Consider the following 17488-nt stretch of genomic DNA (forward strand, 5'->3'; position numbering starts at 1 on the left):
ATATTAATTCAAAATTTTACTCAGCTTTATATCCACAGAAATTCAAGGAACTTTGTCGATGAAAATTAATTATTTTTGTGGTCAACAGGATTCAATTTTACTTTAAAAAATCAAATTTAAGGAATATGCCTTCATTCTCAATAAAGCATGCTACTCTTGCCGACATACCCGTCGTGATCCAAATTCAGGAAAAAACGTGGGAACCGACTTACCGTGAAATCCTTACCAAAGAGCAAATAGATTATATGTTCGAAAAAATATATTCTAAAAATGCGCTGGAAAATCAAATGACACAGGGTGGACAACAATTTATGCTTTTATTCAATGCAGAAGATCCCGAAGGTTTCGCTGCAATATCGGAGGAAGAACCCGGATATTTCAAGTTACACAAGATTTATGTACTTCCAACAACACAGGGAACGGGAGCCGGAAAATTTTTACTGACCGAGGTAGAAAATTATGTCAGATCGCTGGGTGGAAAAAAACTTGCGCTGAATGTGAACCGGTATAATAAAGCCAGGTCATTTTACGAGCGAATGGATTTCAATGTTACAAAAGAAGTTGATGTTCCAATTGGTCCTTACTGGATGAATGATTTCATCATGGAGAAACAATTGGAACAATAACGATCAGGCCTGCTCTTTCGCTGCAAGCTTCAATTTTTTGAGTGTTTTTTTCAGACTCTTCATGCCTTGCAGCGGATTGTAGTGGTTGCTATTGCTGACATAATAACCAGTTCCGTCATAAACTCTTTTATTTGGATGCTCCTTGCACCCGGCTGAACAGGTACCTTCCATGTCTTCACCGCATTTGCGGCAAACTGGTACGTGCGTGTTACATTCAGCGTTGGCGCAGTTGATCATCCTGTCACATGGATCGTTGCAAATGTAACATCTTGAAATAACGGTCGGATTTACCTGATTTACATCAACGGTTATGCGGTTGTCAAAAACATAACATTTCCCATCAAAATCTTCACCTCCTTCTTCGAGCCCATAACGTATTATTCCACCGTGAAGCTGGTAAACATCAGTGAATCCTTTTTCCAAAAGATAGGCACTTGCTTTTTCACATTTGATGCCACCTGTGCAATAAGTTACAATTTTCTTATCTTTCAAATGCTCAATTTCGTGAATATGATCAGGTAATTCACGTAGATTGTGCATATCAAAAGTGATAGCACCTTTGAATTTTCCAACTTCATGTTCGTAGTCAGAACGCATATCTACAAGAACCACGTCGGGATCCTGCATCATGGATTTCAATTCGGAAGGTTCCAGATGTTTTCCGGTACGTACAAGCGGATTAACATGAAGATCGGAATTAACGATCTCATCTTTTACACGTACATGTAATTTTTGGAAAGCAATTTCATCATGATCATCCACTTTAAACTGAACATCTTTAAATCTTTCGTCCGAGCGGATGTAATTCATGTATGCTTCACAATTTTCAGGCGTTCCGGAAACGGTTCCGTTAAGGCCTTCCGGAGCTATGATAATTCTTCCCAGAAGATTGTTTTCCACACAAAACAAATGGTGCTCATCGCGATACGTTTCCGTATTTTCGATGTGAGCATAAAAATAATAGAGTATTACACGAAAAGGCTTCATTAATCTAATTTTCAAGGACTGAATGGGGTAGCAGCGATTGATAAAAACGCTAACCCTTAAAATCGACTGCAAATATACGAATATCCAAACTTTATCCGAAATGGAAAAAACTAACTTTCGTCAGTCTTTCATTTAACGTTCAAATCCATATTTTTGTGCCACTTGTTGCATCACATATTCATTTACTTACTAAAATTTTAATTCAATGCACATCGCGATAATCGGAAATATCGGCGCGGGAAAAACAACGCTGACACAGATGTTAGGTGAACATTATGGCTGGGAAGTCATGTATGAAGCCGTTGAAGGAAATCCGTATCTGGCTGATTTCTATGAAGATATGGAAAGATGGGCGTTTAATCTGCAAATATACTTCCTGAACAACCGCTTTGCCCAGGTTCAGACGATCCGGTCTACGACCTATGCCACGATCATTCAGGACCGGACGATTTATGAAGATGCTTTTGTTTTCGCACGTAATTTACACGACTCTAAAATTATGACCGAACGTGATTACAAAAGTTATTTATTATTATTTGAGTCGATCATGAAGACAGTTTCCCAGCCGGATCTTTTAATTTATCTCAAAGCTGATATTCCAAAGCTGGTTTCCCAGATCAAGAAAAGAGGACGTGAATTTGAAGCCGATATTTCAGAAGAATATTTGAGCAACCTGAACCGTTATTATGAAGATTTTAGCCTGAATTATGACCACGGACGGTTGCTTACTATTGATGTAAACAATATGGATTTTGCCTCGAAGCCAGAAGATTTTAACACCATTGTTACGGCATTAAATAAAGAATTATTCTACGTTTAGAAAATTAAAACGCTAACAGGAACGCACGCAACGTCGACGATTCCTGTTAGTATTTGATTTTAGAAGCGATCCGTTATAATTAAGCCTCTTGCCACAATAGCGATCAGATCTGTTGAAGAAGTTGCTTTTTCCAAATCGGATTTCATGGATAAAAATTCAAACTTCTCTTTTTTGTCCAGACTCATTTTAAGAAATTTGCTTATAGCTTTTGCAATAAAGCCCTTTACCTTATCCAGTTGTTTTACGTTGGAAGAAACCAGTTTGCTCAAATCTTTTCCCTCTTCAATATCGATTAAATTGGTCATCTGAACGCCATGTTCGCCATTTTTTCCTTCCGATGTCACATTTTTAAAAGCCCGGCGGATAAATGTTTCGTAGTCGTATGCGTCGTTGTAAGCGTTGTCGTTTGTCATTATTCTTCCTGATTTTACCGCAAAGTACGGCTTTGCAGTTTCGTTACAATTTTATTGCTGTGGTTAATTTACATTGGGTGCTAATAATAATTTGCCCGTAAAAATTTCGTGTAAAGAATTATCCGTAGTCTCAATGATTACTTTCGACCAAAAACTATTCGCTTTCACATTGGTTGGAAACCAGTTTCTGTTTTCATTTACAATGACAAGCAATCCTTCTTCATCACCAATTGCCGTAAAATTTTCCTGAGCGGGTTGTTTCTGAAATACAGCAAGCTGGTATTTTTCCGTGATTGTTTTTGTAAGGGCCACTACGTCATTTGTGACTAAACCAATTTCACTAACTGCAATAATGGATGAAGCGTCGAATGTTTTTTCAGACTGGTTTTCAAGGTCATAACGGCAAATTAATTCGAGCAGATTTTCATTATTGTCATAAAAATAGATCGATTTTGCGTTCCACAATTTTATATCAGCAATTTTGCTTTCCGGAGTGACCGGAAGGATCGAAACTTTTTCTGAAAGCCAGTCAAAAGCTTCGGGAAGTTTATTGTTTGGAATTTCGAAAGCTATGTGATAAACAGGTTCGGTAACTTGGGAAAGTATAAAATTGAGCGCAGTGTTACCTATTTGAAATTGGAGTTCTGTTTCCGTTTTCTTACTGATTGGAATACCTAAAAGCTCGTTATAAAATGCTTCGGTTTTATTAAGATTATTGGTAAGCAGGTGTAATTCTTTTATTTTCATGACAACATCTCAGTTAAACGGGAATGAGCTTCGGCCCATTCCATTAGTCATTAAAAAAGAAATTGTACGTAAATATAGTTCCTGCCAACGAGATCAATTTGCGTTAAAAACGCTGATGATCAAAAAAACAAGTCTGTAATGCTTCTGCAATTTTAATGAAACCGTCCATGGTGTTCGGTTTTTTGATAAAAGCATTAATACCCGCCTGGTACGCTCTCTGAATTAATTCAGAGTCCGAGGAAGTGGAGATCATCACCGTAGGAATATGTTTGATCAGATCGTTGGCACGGATGGCTTCCAGAGCTTCCAAACCAGTAACTTTTGGCATATTCATATCCAGAATTACAAGAATTGACGAGTCTGAAATACTTTCAGATTGAATCAGGTTTAATAAATCCATTCCGTCGGCAACTTCAATTATTTTAATTTCAGGATTGAGGTCACGGATAGCATCGGATATAAACAAGCGGTCGTCTTCATCATCGTCTGCTACGTAAATTATTTTGGAATGTTTCATTAAATTGAAATCTATGGTTATTCTAACTCTTGTTTTCTGCAAGTGATATATGCTATATGGTTTCTTGCATTTCCCAAAGGTAAGAAAAATACTATTTTTACATTTTGTTAAATTTCCTAATTTTAGTCATTTTATACTACGAAAATGTAATAATTGAGTGAAACCTTTCTGCTGAAATTATTGTAGCCACGCGAGACTATCACAAAAACTGATTTGTAAGCTGTTGGATCAAATCAATAAATGCCTCAACAGAATCCGGTTTTGTTAAATAAATGCTGATTCCTGCTTCATAGGTAAGCTTCGCAAAGGAAGAGTCGGAAGAGGTTTTCGGCTTCAATCACTGTAATTTCCGGATGCACTTCTCTGATCGCTTCGTTGATAAGAAAAACCTGTCATCAGCGTCGTTATCGGCGAGATAAATTGTTTTAAGGTTTTGCATAGAAATTAATGTATCCAAATTTTACATTTTATTTCATTAATAATTCTTGGAGAATGATATCCGGAAGGTATTAGGACGAGGCGAAAGGCAGTGTGAAATTAAAGTAAATTCAAATAAGAGAAAGGCTTAATAACCGGGATTTAAGATTATTGAATTACTTTAAAAAAATGGATGTTAAACTTGTGATTGATCAGGTATGATTATTTAGTATGTATTTGTATTTGATTAAATACCGTTTTTTGAAAAACCAATACCCGACATGATGTATTCTGACAAAAGTTTGTCAAGAGATATTGAAAATGTAAAACAAATTCCCATTGTCTCTACAATGCTGGAAGTGGTTTGCCGCACTACCGGAATGGGTTTTGCTGCGATCGCACGCGTTACACAGGACAAATGGATTGCCTGTTCTGTAAGAGATGAAATTTTGTTTGGATTGGAACCGGGAGGAGAATTACCTATTGAAACAACAATTTGCAACGAAATCCGTGATTCCCGGAAAGCTGTAATAATAGATGATGTTGGGACCGATTTAACATATGCAAATCATCACACTCCCCAGATATACGGTTTTAAAAGTTACATTTCTGTCCCTATTTTTTTGAGAAACGGGGAATTTTTTGGAACACTTTGCGCAATTGATCCCAAACCGGCAGATCTTAACAATGCCAAAACAATTGGTATGTTTAAGTTATTTACTGATCTGATTTCTTTTCATCTTCACAGTATTGATGTGTTAGAAAAAAGTAACGCTGCGGTATTGGACATGAACCGGCAATTGACCGAGTCAATGGATGAAAACCGCCAGTATCAGCATATTTCAAGTCATAATTTGCAGGAACCGCTGCGAAAAATACGGATGTTCAGTAGTATGCTGATAGACGCCGCCGAGATAAAAGATACAGAGAAAGCAAAAAATCTTGCTTTGAAAATAAATGCCAGCGCGCAAAAATTTTCGATGATGATCAAGGATCTTTCCGATTTCTCTGAATTGAATGATACTTCTTTTGAATCCATTGATCTGAGTAGCATTATAAATGACGTTTGTTCTCAACTGAACCCTGAAATGGAAGCCAAGAGTGCAGTTGTAAGTGTTTCAGAGATTCCACTTATTCAGGCTGTTCCTTTTCAGATGGAGCAGCTTTTTTATCATTTGATTCATAATGGTATCAAATTTTCCAAAAAAGATGATACCCCCGTTATAAACATACAAGCGAAAATGCTTTCTCGCGAAGAAGTGGTGAAAATAATTCCAACAGCCAAAGGCATTGAGTTTGTGGAAATTTCGATGGAAGATAATGGTATAGGAATAGAGAAATCGCAGTTGGAAAATATTTTTGATATGTTTTCACAATTGCCCTATGACAAAACACCAAAAGGCAGAGGAATTGGTTTGTCTTATTGTCGTAAAATAATTCGGAATCACAACGGAATAATCACTTCACAATCTGAACCGGGCAAGGGCACCAGGTTTCACATTGTTTTGCCGGTATCCAGAAACTAAGAAGTAGAATTATAATTTTGGCTTATAATCTCAATTGGCTTTACGGGATGGGGTTTCGACAGAATTCCTGAACAAACAAAATCTCATCAATTTTTTCTGCTAAAAGATTACACAAACACTACCAGAATCTAGAAAAACAAAGTCCAGCTAAGTCTGGCGAAAAATGGAGTGCCGGGTGTAAAATGTATTTCTTCAACAGGCGCCGTTTCATTTTTCAATCTGCTTTCCGTTGCAAATTGCGTTTCTTTCCATTTTGTATTTAAAATATTCTGAACGGATAGTCCCAGGTTATATTTTGTTTTGGTATAATTCAACTGCAAGTCGTTCACAACATATCCTTTGGCTACGATGGAATTATCTTCATTAGCGGGTCGGTTTGCCATATAACGGTATCTTAAAGAACCGTTAATTCCATTTTTCATTTGTAATGACAATCCTCCGGTTGAAGAGAAAAGAGGGGCAAGTGGCAAATAATTCATTCCCGCTGCCTCACCAATTGCCCGAGGTTTTGCGGAGCTGATATCAACGTCGGCGTACAGAATATTCGTCAGCTGATATCTTACGGATACATCAATTCCTTGTCTTTTGGATTTTCCGCTGGGTTCAATCACGCCTGCGTCACCAACGTATACAAACTCCTGTTGAAGCCATAAATACCAGGCGGCAGCGTTGATCAGCATTTTTGGAAATGGCTTTAAAATTATCCCCAGATCAGAGCCATATGCACCGGGCAAAATCTGTTTTCCGCCTTGGGGAACAACCACACGTGTATCATTTGAGTGAAATCCCTTTCCGGAATTGAGATATAATTGCAGACGTGGATTGAAGGTATAATAGAAATTCAGTTTTGGAGAAACAATAGCATCGCTGGCATGTTTTGTATTGACAGGCTGTGCCAGTAAGTCTTTATATTGATTGTGAAAATAATCGATTCTTACGCCGGCATTGACCGTAAATTGATCTGTCACCTGAACTAATTCATCAGCATAAAGGCCTGCGTTTAATTCATTAACATCGCCAAGCTGATATCTTTCAAGCGTTAGGGATCTGTCTTTTGTATGGGATAATTCCGTTCCATTTGTCAGATCGTGGCGAAATTGTGCCCCTAATGTTGTAGTCCAGCGTGTTTTTCCAAGATATGTTTCTTTGGAAATACTACCGTTGTAGCCATATAAGTTGCGTTTTTCTTTCTGACGGATCTGGTCACCGTTGATAGAATCCTTTAAGAAAAATGTAAAGTTGGAATACAGTTCAAAATTATAATTGCTGTAAAAAGCCTGATTTTTGATGACGAAATTGTTGGAAGTCACCGTAACGAACTGGGCATTAAAATTGGTACGGCTGGTTTCCCCGCCTTCCGATGGATCAATTGAACCAAAAAATCCAATTTGACCTGACTCATAGGCGCGATCAGGAATTTGGCCGGAATGATTCCATTTGCTATAAAAAGTGGAGCCGGTCAGCGTCAGATTTGTATTTGCTCCGATATGTCCATGATATTTCCCGACAATATTCAGACGGTTAAAGTGCTGGGGATTATCGAAATAGGAATTGGTAAACGAATATTCAGAAGCGATGTAAGCTGACTGGTTTTTATCTCTTCCTCTTTGTCCCAATAAATCAATACCGGCAACTGCCCGGTAAGAATCATATTGTCCTGCTTCCAGTTTAACAAATGAATGATCCAAAGCGTCCTTCGTTCTGAAATCCACCCAGCCGGCGGTTGTGAAATTTCCTTTTTCGGCGTTGTAAGGTCCTTTTTTGAAATCTACGCCTTTAACCAGTTCCGGTATCACAAAATGCAGATCCGCATAACCTTGTCCGTGTGCATGAGAAACCATGTTCACGGGCATTCCGTCCACAGTCAAACGAATATCCGTGCCATGATCCAGATCAAAACCGCGCAGGAAAATTTGTTCCGCTTTCCCGCCACCCGCATGTTGACCGATAAAAAGCCCCGGTACCATTCGCAGGATTTCCTGTGAATTTGTGATCGGTCTCAGTTTAATATCCATGCTGCTTATCAGTTGCTGATCATGCGCACGCCCGGAAGAAATGACAACTTCACTTAATTCAATATTTGCATTTGACAGCGAAGTTTTGACGAAAGAGGTTTGGTTATCAACTACCGTAATCTCAATAATTTCCGCACTGAAACTTACGTGAGAAAGTTCGATTTTGTATTTTGATGCAACCAGATCTTCAAACCTGTATTGACCCAGATCATTACTAACCGTAGCCTTACCTTGATTTGTAAGCTGAACATTTACTCCTTTCAAAGGAAGGTTGGTCGACTGGTCATACACGACCCCGGAAATATTTCCAAGGTGCGCGAAAACACTTAGACTAACCAGCAAAAAGAGTAAAGAAAGTAGATATTTTTTCATAAATTTTGAGTCAGCGCAATTCCGGGCGAGGGACAAATATTCTTTAATCCAGACTTAGAAAACAAACTTTGGATTGACTTTCTTTGCCTGAGCAATCAGTTTATTGCCTGATTCTTTATTTCCCATAGCCAGTTCAATATTGCTTGCTATTTGTAGTATTTCAGGATCTTTGCTACCAGTACTCATCGCAATGTCAATGTGTTGCTTTGCTTTGGGAGTATTTTTTTCAAGGAAATAGACCTGGGCCAATGCGTGGTTTACATCAATATTTTGCGGACGTCGTGAATATTCTTTTAAACCGTAAACAAGTGCTGAATCAAGCTGAGCTGTTTTGGTATAAAGTTTACAAAGTTCAAGGTCCACAGCGTGTCCTGAGCGTGCATCTTCATCCAGCATTTTCACAACGTCAGCGTATTTTTGTTTTGCTTTATCAGCATTTCCCTGAACTGCATAAATATCGGCCATTTCTTCATGGAAGGAGAATTCCGGCATTATTTTGGCAGCTTTTTCAAGTTCTGTTAAGGCCTTGTCGTATTCCTTTCTGGCTTTATAGATCTGAGCTTGTCCGCGCAACGCAAAAGCATAACTAGGGCGCATAGCCAGAATTTGCTGATACTGAATTTCGGCTTCTTTTAATTGACCAGTTGTTTCATACAAATGTCCAAGTGTATTTTTACTCCAGCATTGTGGCTCAGATCCCGGCAAGCCTGCTTGTACGGCCAACTGCATGGCAGCGATTGAGCCCGGATAGTTGCCATAAATTTCACGCAAATAAGAAGCACGGGAGTAGGATTCCAGAGAAGGTTTCAATTCCTGCATTTTATCAGACATCACGACTGCTTCTTTATAATTTCCAAGTTCAACGTTCGCATCTACCAGAACACCGTAAACGTAGGCATTGCTAGGATTGATCTGACGTGCTTTTTCTGCCAATTCTCTTGCTTCGGAAAACTGATGCTGCGACATTTTTACAGAAGATTTGAAGGTAAGTGCTTCAAAGTTTTTCGGATCCATGGAAAGTACGCCGTCTAATATTTTAAGAACAGCCGGGTAGTAATAAGGATGTTCGCCGGTAATTCTGGCTTCTGCCAGATATATAACAACAATCTGCAAACGTGATTTGATGTCGCTTGGATTGTCCTTTATTTTTTTCTTCAATTCATCTACTTTTTCTTTTGTCTTTGGCCATTCAACGGCGTTGGATAGTTCGCCATGACGTTCGTACAAAGGAGGGATTTCCATACTGACCTGATTGCTTTCGGTGCTTTCAGCTTTCTTTTTTTCTGTGCAGCCAAGCTGAACCAGTAAAAATGCGGATAAGAATAATGTAAAAAGAGCTTTCATGATATTAGGTAAGGTTATGAATGTTGAAGGATTGTTGTGGGATTTTAATGGCCGGAGATCATGGGACAAATCGATTATCTTTTTAATCCCCGGCCAATAATTTACTATGAATACATTTTACTTACGTAATATTTTAATCGTGTATTTATCATCTGGTGTGGATACACGCAGGTAATAAATACCGGGTTGGTTGCCCAGTTTTACTGTACGACGTTCCGTCGTATTAGCTTTTCCAATCACCTGCTGACCAACAACCACACCTGAATTATTTGCAAGATCCAGTTGTACTCTTTTTCCGAGAGCGCCTTTCACTTCAATAACTACTTCTTCGTTTGTGGTTGGATTACCCATAATCACGGCAGATAATGGAACAACTTTCTCGCCGTTTTCAGGAACTCCCATACGGGCAGCTTTACATGGAGCGCGGAATTCAAATTCCAGCGAAACCTCTGAGGCTGGCTCGTTCACATAACGTGCTTTCGCATAAAGTTTGCTTCTGCTGTTAGCGTCTTTGAAAAGCTCAGCTTCAATCACTCTGTCAACCGAAGTTCCCCATCCGCCATTTATAACGCCTGCAGCAGTATATTCGACAGTTTTAGAATTATCTCCACCTGTGCGTCCGAAGGTAAAACCACCGGTCAGACAGTTCAGATTCGAAATCGTCAGAGCAAGCGGTGCAGGCATTTCGGCATCCTGTCCTTCGTAGCTGTTGCCACGGAAACCTGGCCATGGGTTTTGCAGGTAAGGGAAAGTTGTTTTCAGCGTAGTGTCATTTTTTGTAACACCAGCATTGAAACCTAAAACACTTGCAAGGTTAGGTGTAACAGGACTTGCCGTAACATTTGGTGTGTAATCATCATACCAAAGTCCGATTGCTGCAAGAACAACACCGCCAACAGCCTGTAATTCAATCGTAGTTACATCATCTTCCAAACGGCGGCCATTTGGGAAACCATCCATATTTGGAATGAATTGCAAGTCAGTCGTTTTGTTATATGTCGCATCAGTTAATCCCAGCGCAGCTGCCTGAACAAGTCCCAATGAACTGAATTTAGGATCGTTGCGAGGCGTTGCAGGCACAGCCATGTTCAGGCGAAGCCAGTCGCCCAAAGTAGGAAGAAAGTTGTTGATAAATGGTTTTCCGGGAGCAAGTGGATTTCCGTTTTTTCCTGTTGCCAATTGATATGGGGGTAAATTAGGAACCCCGGTGTAGAAAATTGGCAGGATATCAACGGCACGCGGACTGGTTGCATCTGGAAGTAAAACGCCTCCAAAAGCAGCTTCTGCCAATGCAGTGCCATCCAGTGCAGCCGTTCCTTTCAAACTATACAAACCAGCTTTTCCATTACGGAAATCGAAAGCGCCCAGTGATTTGGTTTGAATACGCAAAGGAGCCAGGCCGGGAACCGCAGTACCAAACGCAGAATCATCCATATAAAGAGCCAATTCCGGATTTGTGAAATATTTGGCAAATTGTAAATCATTATCCGGCGTAGTTGCATTCCATTTGTCTTTCATCCCAACAGGAATTACAGCTTCATTAGTAAGCGGCATTCCAAGGCGCGAAACTTGTACCCAGCTTCCATCATATCCCACGTCACTTCCACCGTAAAGTGTTGTGATTTTTTTGCGGCTTGATGAAGCGTAAACGCCGATAACATAATCAGGATCAAGAATGTTGGAAGCCATCGCAACGGCTTTATGGCTTTTTTGAAGCGTCGCAACCGGAACTTCAATAACAATAGAATGACAGTTAAATTTAGCCACTGCATCTTTTCCACTTCCTGCACGAATATTTCCAAGGTCAAAAATTCCGCCCAGATCTACGAAAAATGGATCATCAACAGGCCCGCAGAATATTTTTTCACCTGTACTTGCCGTCATGATCGATTTTTTTACCAAAGCGTCATATCCGGCACCAAGTCCAACAGTCTTGTTATCAATAGAACGTGGGCCGATATGTGGCGGAGGTACCGTTCCTTCCGAAATAATTGTTTCAAAAGATTTTCCTCCATCCATACTGCGTTCGCACATGTACGTGGTTTTCAGGTTTTCTTTTCCAAGACGGATCAAAAAGAACGTTGTAGGATCTTCATTCTTTTTTGAAAACGTAAAACGGTAAACGATATCGGCACCAGGTGTGGACGCGTTGTTATCAACATGGACTTCATAGCGGATGTTTTCACCGAATGAATACCAGTTTGGCCCACCCGCAGGATGTTCAAAAGGAATGTAATTGGCTACAAGTACAATATTTTCCTTGTCAACCGGACTTTTGAAAGCATAAACGTCCGTATTGTCGGCCAGTGGATCGGTGGAAATAAGCGGAGCTTCGCGGTGAGAAGATGCTTCCGATTGGTAGGGCTGGAGGCACAAAGCCGCCATGAACCCGATCAGATATAGAATATTTTTCATTTGAATCTTTTTTATATTGTTGATGGATCAGAATCTGGCTTTTTCCGGATAGTCGAATCCTCTCCACGGATTTTGTACGTACGGGAATTTGCTTTTTAGTTCCGTGTCATTTTTTGTAGGTCCCGAATTGAAACCAAGAACACTCAAAAGGGCAGGAGAAACCGGAGCTTCCTTAGTAGCGTCGTCATAAAACAGACCCACGGCTGCTAATACAACACCTGAAACGGCCTGTAATTCGATAGTCGTTACATCGTCTTCCAATCGTCTTCCATTTGGAAAACCATCCATGTTCGGGATAAATTGCAGGGCAGTAGAACCATTAAATTCAGGGTCTGTAATACCCAAAACCGCAGCCTTTATCAAGCCTAACGAGCTGAATCTTGGATCGTTGCGTGGTGTTGCAGGTACAGCCATATTTAATCTTAACATATCTCCCAAAGTTGGCAGGAAGTTATGGATGAAAGGTTTTCCTTTTGCAAGCGGATTGTTGTTTTTTCCTGTTGCCAATTGGTATGGCGAAAGATTCGGAACACCGGTGTAGAAAATTGGCAGAAGATCCACCGCGCGAGGGCTTGCATTATCCGGAAGTAAAATGCCTCCAAAAGCGGCTTCTGCAAGCGCTGTCCCATCAAGTGCAGGATTTCCTTTTAGGCCGTACAATCCTGATTTTCCATTACGGAAATCATATGAGCCAAGTGATTTTGTTTGGATACGCAATGCATTCAGGGAAGGGACGGCAGTACCAAACTGCGAATCATCCATATACAATGCGAGTTCCGGGTTAGTGAAATATTTTGCAAATTGCAGATCATTTCCGGCGTAAGGAGTTTCTGAATTCCATTTATCCTTCATTCCGATTGGAATAATCGCTTCGTTTGTCAAAGGCATTCCAAGACGCGAAACCTGAACAAATTTTCCATCGTATCCTACGTCACCGCCACCATACAATGTTTTAATCATTTTACGGCTGGCCGATGCCCAGACACCGATCACAAAATCGGGATCAAGGATATTGGCAGCCTGCGAAATTCCCTTACCATCTTTTTGAAGCAGGTTTACAGGAACCTTGATTGCTATGGTATGAACGTTGAAGCGGTTCAGTCCGTCTTTTGGCGCATTGGTTGTATTTCCTTCAGGACGGAAATTGCCAACGTCAAAAGCACCTGCCAAATCCACAAAGAAAGGATCGTCTACCGGCCCGCAGAATATTTTTTCTCCGCTGTTAGCCGTTGAAATAGCGCCTTCAACAAGAGTATTATAATCTGTTTCCAATCCTACTGTTTTTCCTTCAATCGAACGTGGGCCGATATTAGCCGGAGGTACAATTCCACCCATTACGATGGTTGTAAAAGATTGTCCGCCATTCGTACTTTTTTCACATATGTAAGTCGTTTTCAGATTTTGCTTTCCTAAACGGATATTGAAGAAAGTAGTGGGATCTTCATTTGTGCTTGAAAAAGTGAACCGATAAGTAATGTCGTCGCCAGCCGATGAAGTTTTGTTTTTGATGTGAATTTCGTAACGAACGTTCGTGCCAAAGTTGTAGTAATTTGGTCCTCCTTCGGGAGATTCGAAGGGAATGTAGTTCGCGATGATCGTGATACTGTTAGGATCGTCAGGACTTTTGAATGCGTATACGTCGGTATTGTCTGCCAGCGGGTCGTTAGAAATTAACGGAGCCTCCCTGTGGCTTGATGCGAAACTGCTGACCGATAGCAGTAGTGCCGCGCAGCCGAGGAATCCAATCCTGAGCTGCCGTTGCAACGAAGAAACATGCATAAAGTAGAATTTTTAGATATGAAAAATTGATTTAGAATTAACGGATGGAACAACTTTTAAAAACGTTAGAGCTTCATATCTCACATGATACAAGCGACACATCGGGGGTTCTGGATTTTAATTAAAATACCGTCTGATAAAACAAGAAACTAACCTGATCAGACATACGAGTAAGATTATTGTTTAGATGTAATTTGAGATATAATTTATTTAACTTTTTTTAGAATCAGCGTTGAAGATATTCTGAGGCATATTTAATGAAGTTTTCGTTTTTACAATGAAGATATTTCCCACAACCGTTAGTTGTGGGAAATGAAATTTCGCAAAATTGTAACTGGTTGAAGATTTGCAATTAGGAGGAATACTTCGATCCAAATTATTTTTTTTAAATGCACATGCCGTTAGATTAAATTGATATTTGATCTAATTGGATTTTTGTTGATTATTTTTGATCGATTTTCTTGCTTCTTAAATACCTTTCAACTTATATTTGCAGCATGAAATATCAATCTGCTCTTTCTTTAAACTTCTGGTGGCGCAATACCCAACTTCGGTATTGTGAACGCTGGCTTGCCTGTTAGAAAATTCTTCTGATTTATACGCGAGACTCTCTGTTCACAGAGAGTCTTTTTTTATTTTAAACCAAATTACAATGAACTATCAAATTGATGAAAACGGGTTTTACGGTCCTTATGGAGGAGCCTACGTGCCCGAAGTTTTGTTTTCCAATATTGAAAATCTCGGCGAAAGTTATCAGGCGGTTCTTAACGATCCGGGGTTTCAGAAAGAGTTATCGCGTTTGTTGAAGCTTTATGTTGGCCGGGAAACGCCGCTTTATCCTTCTCCGTATTTGTCCGGATTGTATCAGACCAATGTATTTCTTAAAAGAGAAGATCTGTGTCATTCAGGTTCGCATAAAATTAACAATACACTCGGGCAGGTTTTAATTGCAAAAAGGTTGGGGAAAACACGGATCGTTGCTGAAACCGGTGCCGGATCACACGGCGTTGCTACAGCTATGGCCTGTGCGCTTCTGAAATTGCCTTGTTTTATTTACATGGGAGAAGTTGATATAAAGAGACAATTTCCAAATGTTGAGCGGATGCGATTACTTGGAGCAACGGTTGTCCCGGCTCTTTCAGGTAGTAAAACGCTTAAGGATGCAACCAACGAGGCCTTTCGGGATTGGATCAATAATCCGGTTGATACATTTTACGTCATTGGTTCGGTCGTTGGTCCGCATCCTTATCCGGATATGGTGGCTCAGCTTCAATCGGTAATTAGCAGAGAAATATTACGTCAGGTCCCGGATCTTACCGGCAAGGTAATGCCTGACCATGTCGTCGCCTGTGTTGGTGGCGGAAGTAATGCAGCGGGTTCATTTTATCATTTTTTGAATAGTCCCGAGGTGAAGCTAATTGCTGCGGAAGCCGCCGGAAAAGGTCTGGATTCAGGTTTTACGGCCGCCGCGACTTTCCGGGGAAAAGAAGGGATCTTGCACGGAAGCAAAACGAAATTTATGCAGACAAAGGAAGGCCAGGTTCTGGAAGCGCATTCAATTTCAGCTGGTCTGGATTATCCCGGAATAGGGCCTTTGCATGCCTGGCTGCATGATACCGGCCGGGCACAATTCATAGCTGTAACGGACGATGAAGCTTTGGATGCAGGACTTGCGCTAAGTGAAATGGAAGGAATAATTCCGGCTATTGAATCTGCCCATGCGTTGGCTGCACTTTCACATTTGGATTTTAAACCTGACGATGTTGTTGTGGTTTGTCTTTCCGGCAGAGGTGATAAAGATCTGGAAACATATATTCAATATTCAAATTTTAAGAAAACTTCTCATGAAAATATTTGAAGAAAATAGGCTAAAAACGATTTTTCACAGCCCGGAAAAAAAAGTTAGTATTTATTTTACCGCAGGTTATCCGGCCTTAATTGATACGGTACAGATATTGAAATTGTTAGCTGAGTCAAAAGTTGATTTTGTAGAAATTGGTATTCCGTTTTCTGATTCTGTTATGGATGGGGAAGTGATTCTGGATAGTCATAAAGTGGCATTGGAAAATGGGATGACGATTGAGATTTTATTTGATCAGCTAGAAAAAATACGTGAGCAAGTTTCCATCCCTATTGTCTTAATGGGTTCTATGAATCCGGTTTATCAATATGGTTTTGAGAAATTCTGTCGGCGTTGTAATGAGGTGGGAGTGAACGGATTGCTATTGCCCGATCTGCCGTTGGATGATTATGAAAATTATTACCGTGTTTGGTATCAACAAAACGATCTTGCGCCAATTTTTATGATTTCACCTCAGACGAATGACGAACGGATAAAGCGGATTGATATGCTGGGAGAAGGTTTTCTATATGCACTTTCGGGCAACTCCACTACGGGAGGTTCAAGTGAAATCGGGAAAAGCTCAGACTATCTGAAAAAGTTATTAAATCATAAATTTATCAATCCGGTTGTTCTTGGTTTTAATATCAAAACAAAGGCTGATATTAAGTTTGCAAACCAGTTTGCTGATGGAGCTATTGTGGGTTCAGCTTTCGTGAAAACTTTGAAGGGCGGATTTGATAAGGAGAGAATCGTACATTTTTTAGAAGATTTGATAGAATAAATGTGAAGGACGACTGAGTAATTTATTGTCAAAATAATTAAGTTATTTAGTCGCCTTTTTCTGCTTTGTACTAATCAATTCAGGTGATGTTAAAGAATAAAAATAGTCTTTTACCGAATTTTTTGGTTTAATATCTGATTGTAGGTCAAAGCTTGTTTATATTCAATTCTTAAACCAAAACTGATCCAAATATGAGAGCCAAACTTCTATTATTCTTACTTTTTTTCACTTGTTTTTCTGTTTCAGCCCAAAAAAGGAAAACATACCAGGTTGGGCAGATCAAAACCAGTTTTGGCGAAATTCTTTTCTGGTTGTATGATGAAACCCCGAACCACAAAGCGAGTTTTGTAAAATTGGCGAATGAAGGTTATTGGGATTCTTTAACTTTTAACCGGGTGATCAAGGATTTCGTGGCACAAGGTGGCTGTCCTGATACGCCGGCCGGATTCTCAGATTCTCCATATTTGCTGAAACCTGAATTTAATAAAAATATCCGTCATATTTATGGGGCCGTGGCGTCCGGGCGAGACAATAATCCTGAAATGCTTTCGGCCGGATGTCAGTTTTATATTGTTCAAAACAAAAAAGGTTTAGCAAGACTGGATGATAAATACACCATTTTCGGGCAGGTTTTCAAAGGAATGGACCTTGCCGATAAAATTGTAAACGTGAAAACAGATACAATGAATACACCGCTCACACCGATAACACTGGACGTTAATGTAATTAATATGTCAGAAGCTGATTTGAAGAAAAATGGCTACCTGTCGATCCCAAAATAAATCTAAAAGTATTGGTATTTACTTATTCCCAATCTGACCTCTGCATTTCTCTATTTTTGATTACTTTTATTAGGATTAAAATTACTCTTGCCAAAGTTTAAATT

The 17488-nt window shown here is 39.8% G+C and carries 14 protein-coding genes; 6 read left to right on the plus strand and 8 right to left on the minus strand.

Annotated features, from left to right (window positions below):
- Positions 1 to 125: 125 nt before the first annotated feature.
- Positions 126 to 626, plus strand: coding sequence for a GNAT family N-acetyltransferase (locus FDK13_RS25955; protein ID WP_137342931.1), 501 nt, complete (start codon positions 126 to 128; stop codon positions 624 to 626).
- A gap of 3 nt (positions 627 to 629) precedes the next feature.
- On the opposite strand, the gene trhO is transcribed toward FDK13_RS25955, so the two are convergent.
- Positions 630 to 1613, minus strand: coding sequence for an oxygen-dependent tRNA uridine(34) hydroxylase TrhO (gene trhO, locus FDK13_RS25960; RefSeq protein WP_137342932.1), 984 nt, complete (start codon positions 1611 to 1613; stop codon positions 630 to 632).
- A gap of 205 nt (positions 1614 to 1818) precedes the next feature.
- Here trhO and FDK13_RS25965 point away from each other — a divergent pair, with 205 nt between their 5' ends.
- The gene (locus FDK13_RS25965) at positions 1819 to 2433 is read left to right on the plus strand and encodes a deoxynucleoside kinase (protein WP_137342933.1); all 615 of its coding nucleotides are present in this window, start codon (positions 1819 to 1821) and stop codon (positions 2431 to 2433) included.
- Between the two features lie 59 nt (positions 2434 to 2492).
- Here FDK13_RS25965 and FDK13_RS25970 read toward each other — a convergent pair whose 3' ends face one another.
- From FDK13_RS25970 to FDK13_RS25980, 3 genes are all read right to left on the minus strand, one after another.
- The gene (locus FDK13_RS25970) at positions 2493 to 2846 is read right to left on the minus strand and encodes a hypothetical protein (RefSeq protein WP_137342934.1); all 354 of its coding nucleotides are present in this window, start codon (positions 2844 to 2846) and stop codon (positions 2493 to 2495) included.
- Between the two features lie 63 nt (positions 2847 to 2909).
- Positions 2910 to 3593 carry a VOC family protein gene (locus FDK13_RS25975; RefSeq protein ID WP_137342935.1) on the minus strand — a complete coding sequence of 228 codons (684 nt, stop codon included), beginning with the start codon at positions 3591 to 3593 and terminating at the stop codon, positions 2910 to 2912.
- 103 nt (positions 3594 to 3696) lie between these two features.
- The gene (locus FDK13_RS25980; RefSeq protein WP_137342936.1) at positions 3697 to 4110 is read right to left on the minus strand and encodes a response regulator; all 414 of its coding nucleotides are present in this window, start codon (positions 4108 to 4110) and stop codon (positions 3697 to 3699) included.
- A gap of 698 nt (positions 4111 to 4808) precedes the next feature.
- Between FDK13_RS25980 and FDK13_RS25985 the strand changes: the two genes are divergently transcribed.
- The gene (locus FDK13_RS25985; protein WP_229216220.1) at positions 4809 to 6053 is read left to right on the plus strand and encodes a GAF domain-containing sensor histidine kinase; all 1245 of its coding nucleotides are present in this window, start codon (positions 4809 to 4811) and stop codon (positions 6051 to 6053) included.
- Positions 6054 to 6181: 128 nt separating this feature from the next.
- Here FDK13_RS25985 and FDK13_RS25990 read toward each other — a convergent pair whose 3' ends face one another.
- The 4 genes from FDK13_RS25990 to FDK13_RS26005 all read right to left on the minus strand — a co-directional run bounded on the left by FDK13_RS25990 (position 6182) and on the right by FDK13_RS26005 (position 13978).
- Positions 6182 to 8440, minus strand: coding sequence for a TonB-dependent receptor (locus tag FDK13_RS25990; RefSeq protein WP_137342937.1), 2259 nt, complete (start codon positions 8438 to 8440; stop codon positions 6182 to 6184).
- A gap of 54 nt (positions 8441 to 8494) precedes the next feature.
- Positions 8495 to 9784 carry a tetratricopeptide repeat protein gene (locus FDK13_RS25995; RefSeq protein ID WP_137342938.1) on the minus strand — a complete coding sequence of 430 codons (1290 nt, stop codon included), beginning with the start codon at positions 9782 to 9784 and terminating at the stop codon, positions 8495 to 8497.
- Between the two features lie 117 nt (positions 9785 to 9901).
- Positions 9902 to 12199, minus strand: coding sequence for a DUF4331 family protein (locus FDK13_RS26000; protein ID WP_137342939.1), 2298 nt, complete (start codon positions 12197 to 12199; stop codon positions 9902 to 9904).
- Positions 12200 to 12226: 27 nt separating this feature from the next.
- On the minus strand, positions 12227 to 13978 hold the full coding sequence (locus FDK13_RS26005) for a DUF4331 domain-containing protein (protein WP_137342940.1): 1752 nt from the start codon (positions 13976 to 13978) through the stop codon (positions 12227 to 12229).
- A 652-nt stretch (positions 13979 to 14630) separates the two neighbouring features.
- Between FDK13_RS26005 and trpB the strand changes: the two genes are divergently transcribed.
- From trpB to FDK13_RS26020, 3 genes are all read left to right on the plus strand, one after another.
- On the plus strand, positions 14631 to 15836 hold the full coding sequence (gene trpB / locus FDK13_RS26010; RefSeq protein ID WP_137342941.1) for a tryptophan synthase subunit beta: 1206 nt from the start codon (positions 14631 to 14633) through the stop codon (positions 15834 to 15836).
- Positions 15823 to 16602 carry a tryptophan synthase subunit alpha gene (trpA, locus tag FDK13_RS26015; RefSeq protein ID WP_137342942.1) on the plus strand — a complete coding sequence of 260 codons (780 nt, stop codon included), beginning with the start codon at positions 15823 to 15825 and terminating at the stop codon, positions 16600 to 16602. The genes trpB and trpA overlap by 14 nt, the downstream gene beginning before the upstream one ends.
- A gap of 191 nt (positions 16603 to 16793) precedes the next feature.
- A complete protein-coding gene (locus FDK13_RS26020) occupies positions 16794 to 17384 on the plus strand; it encodes a peptidylprolyl isomerase (protein WP_137342943.1) in 591 nt (196 codons plus the stop codon).
- Positions 17385 to 17488 lie beyond the last annotated feature (104 nt).

This window comes from Dyadobacter frigoris (genome assembly GCF_005280585.1).
GTDB lineage: Bacteria > Bacteroidota > Bacteroidia > Cytophagales > Spirosomataceae > Dyadobacter > Dyadobacter frigoris.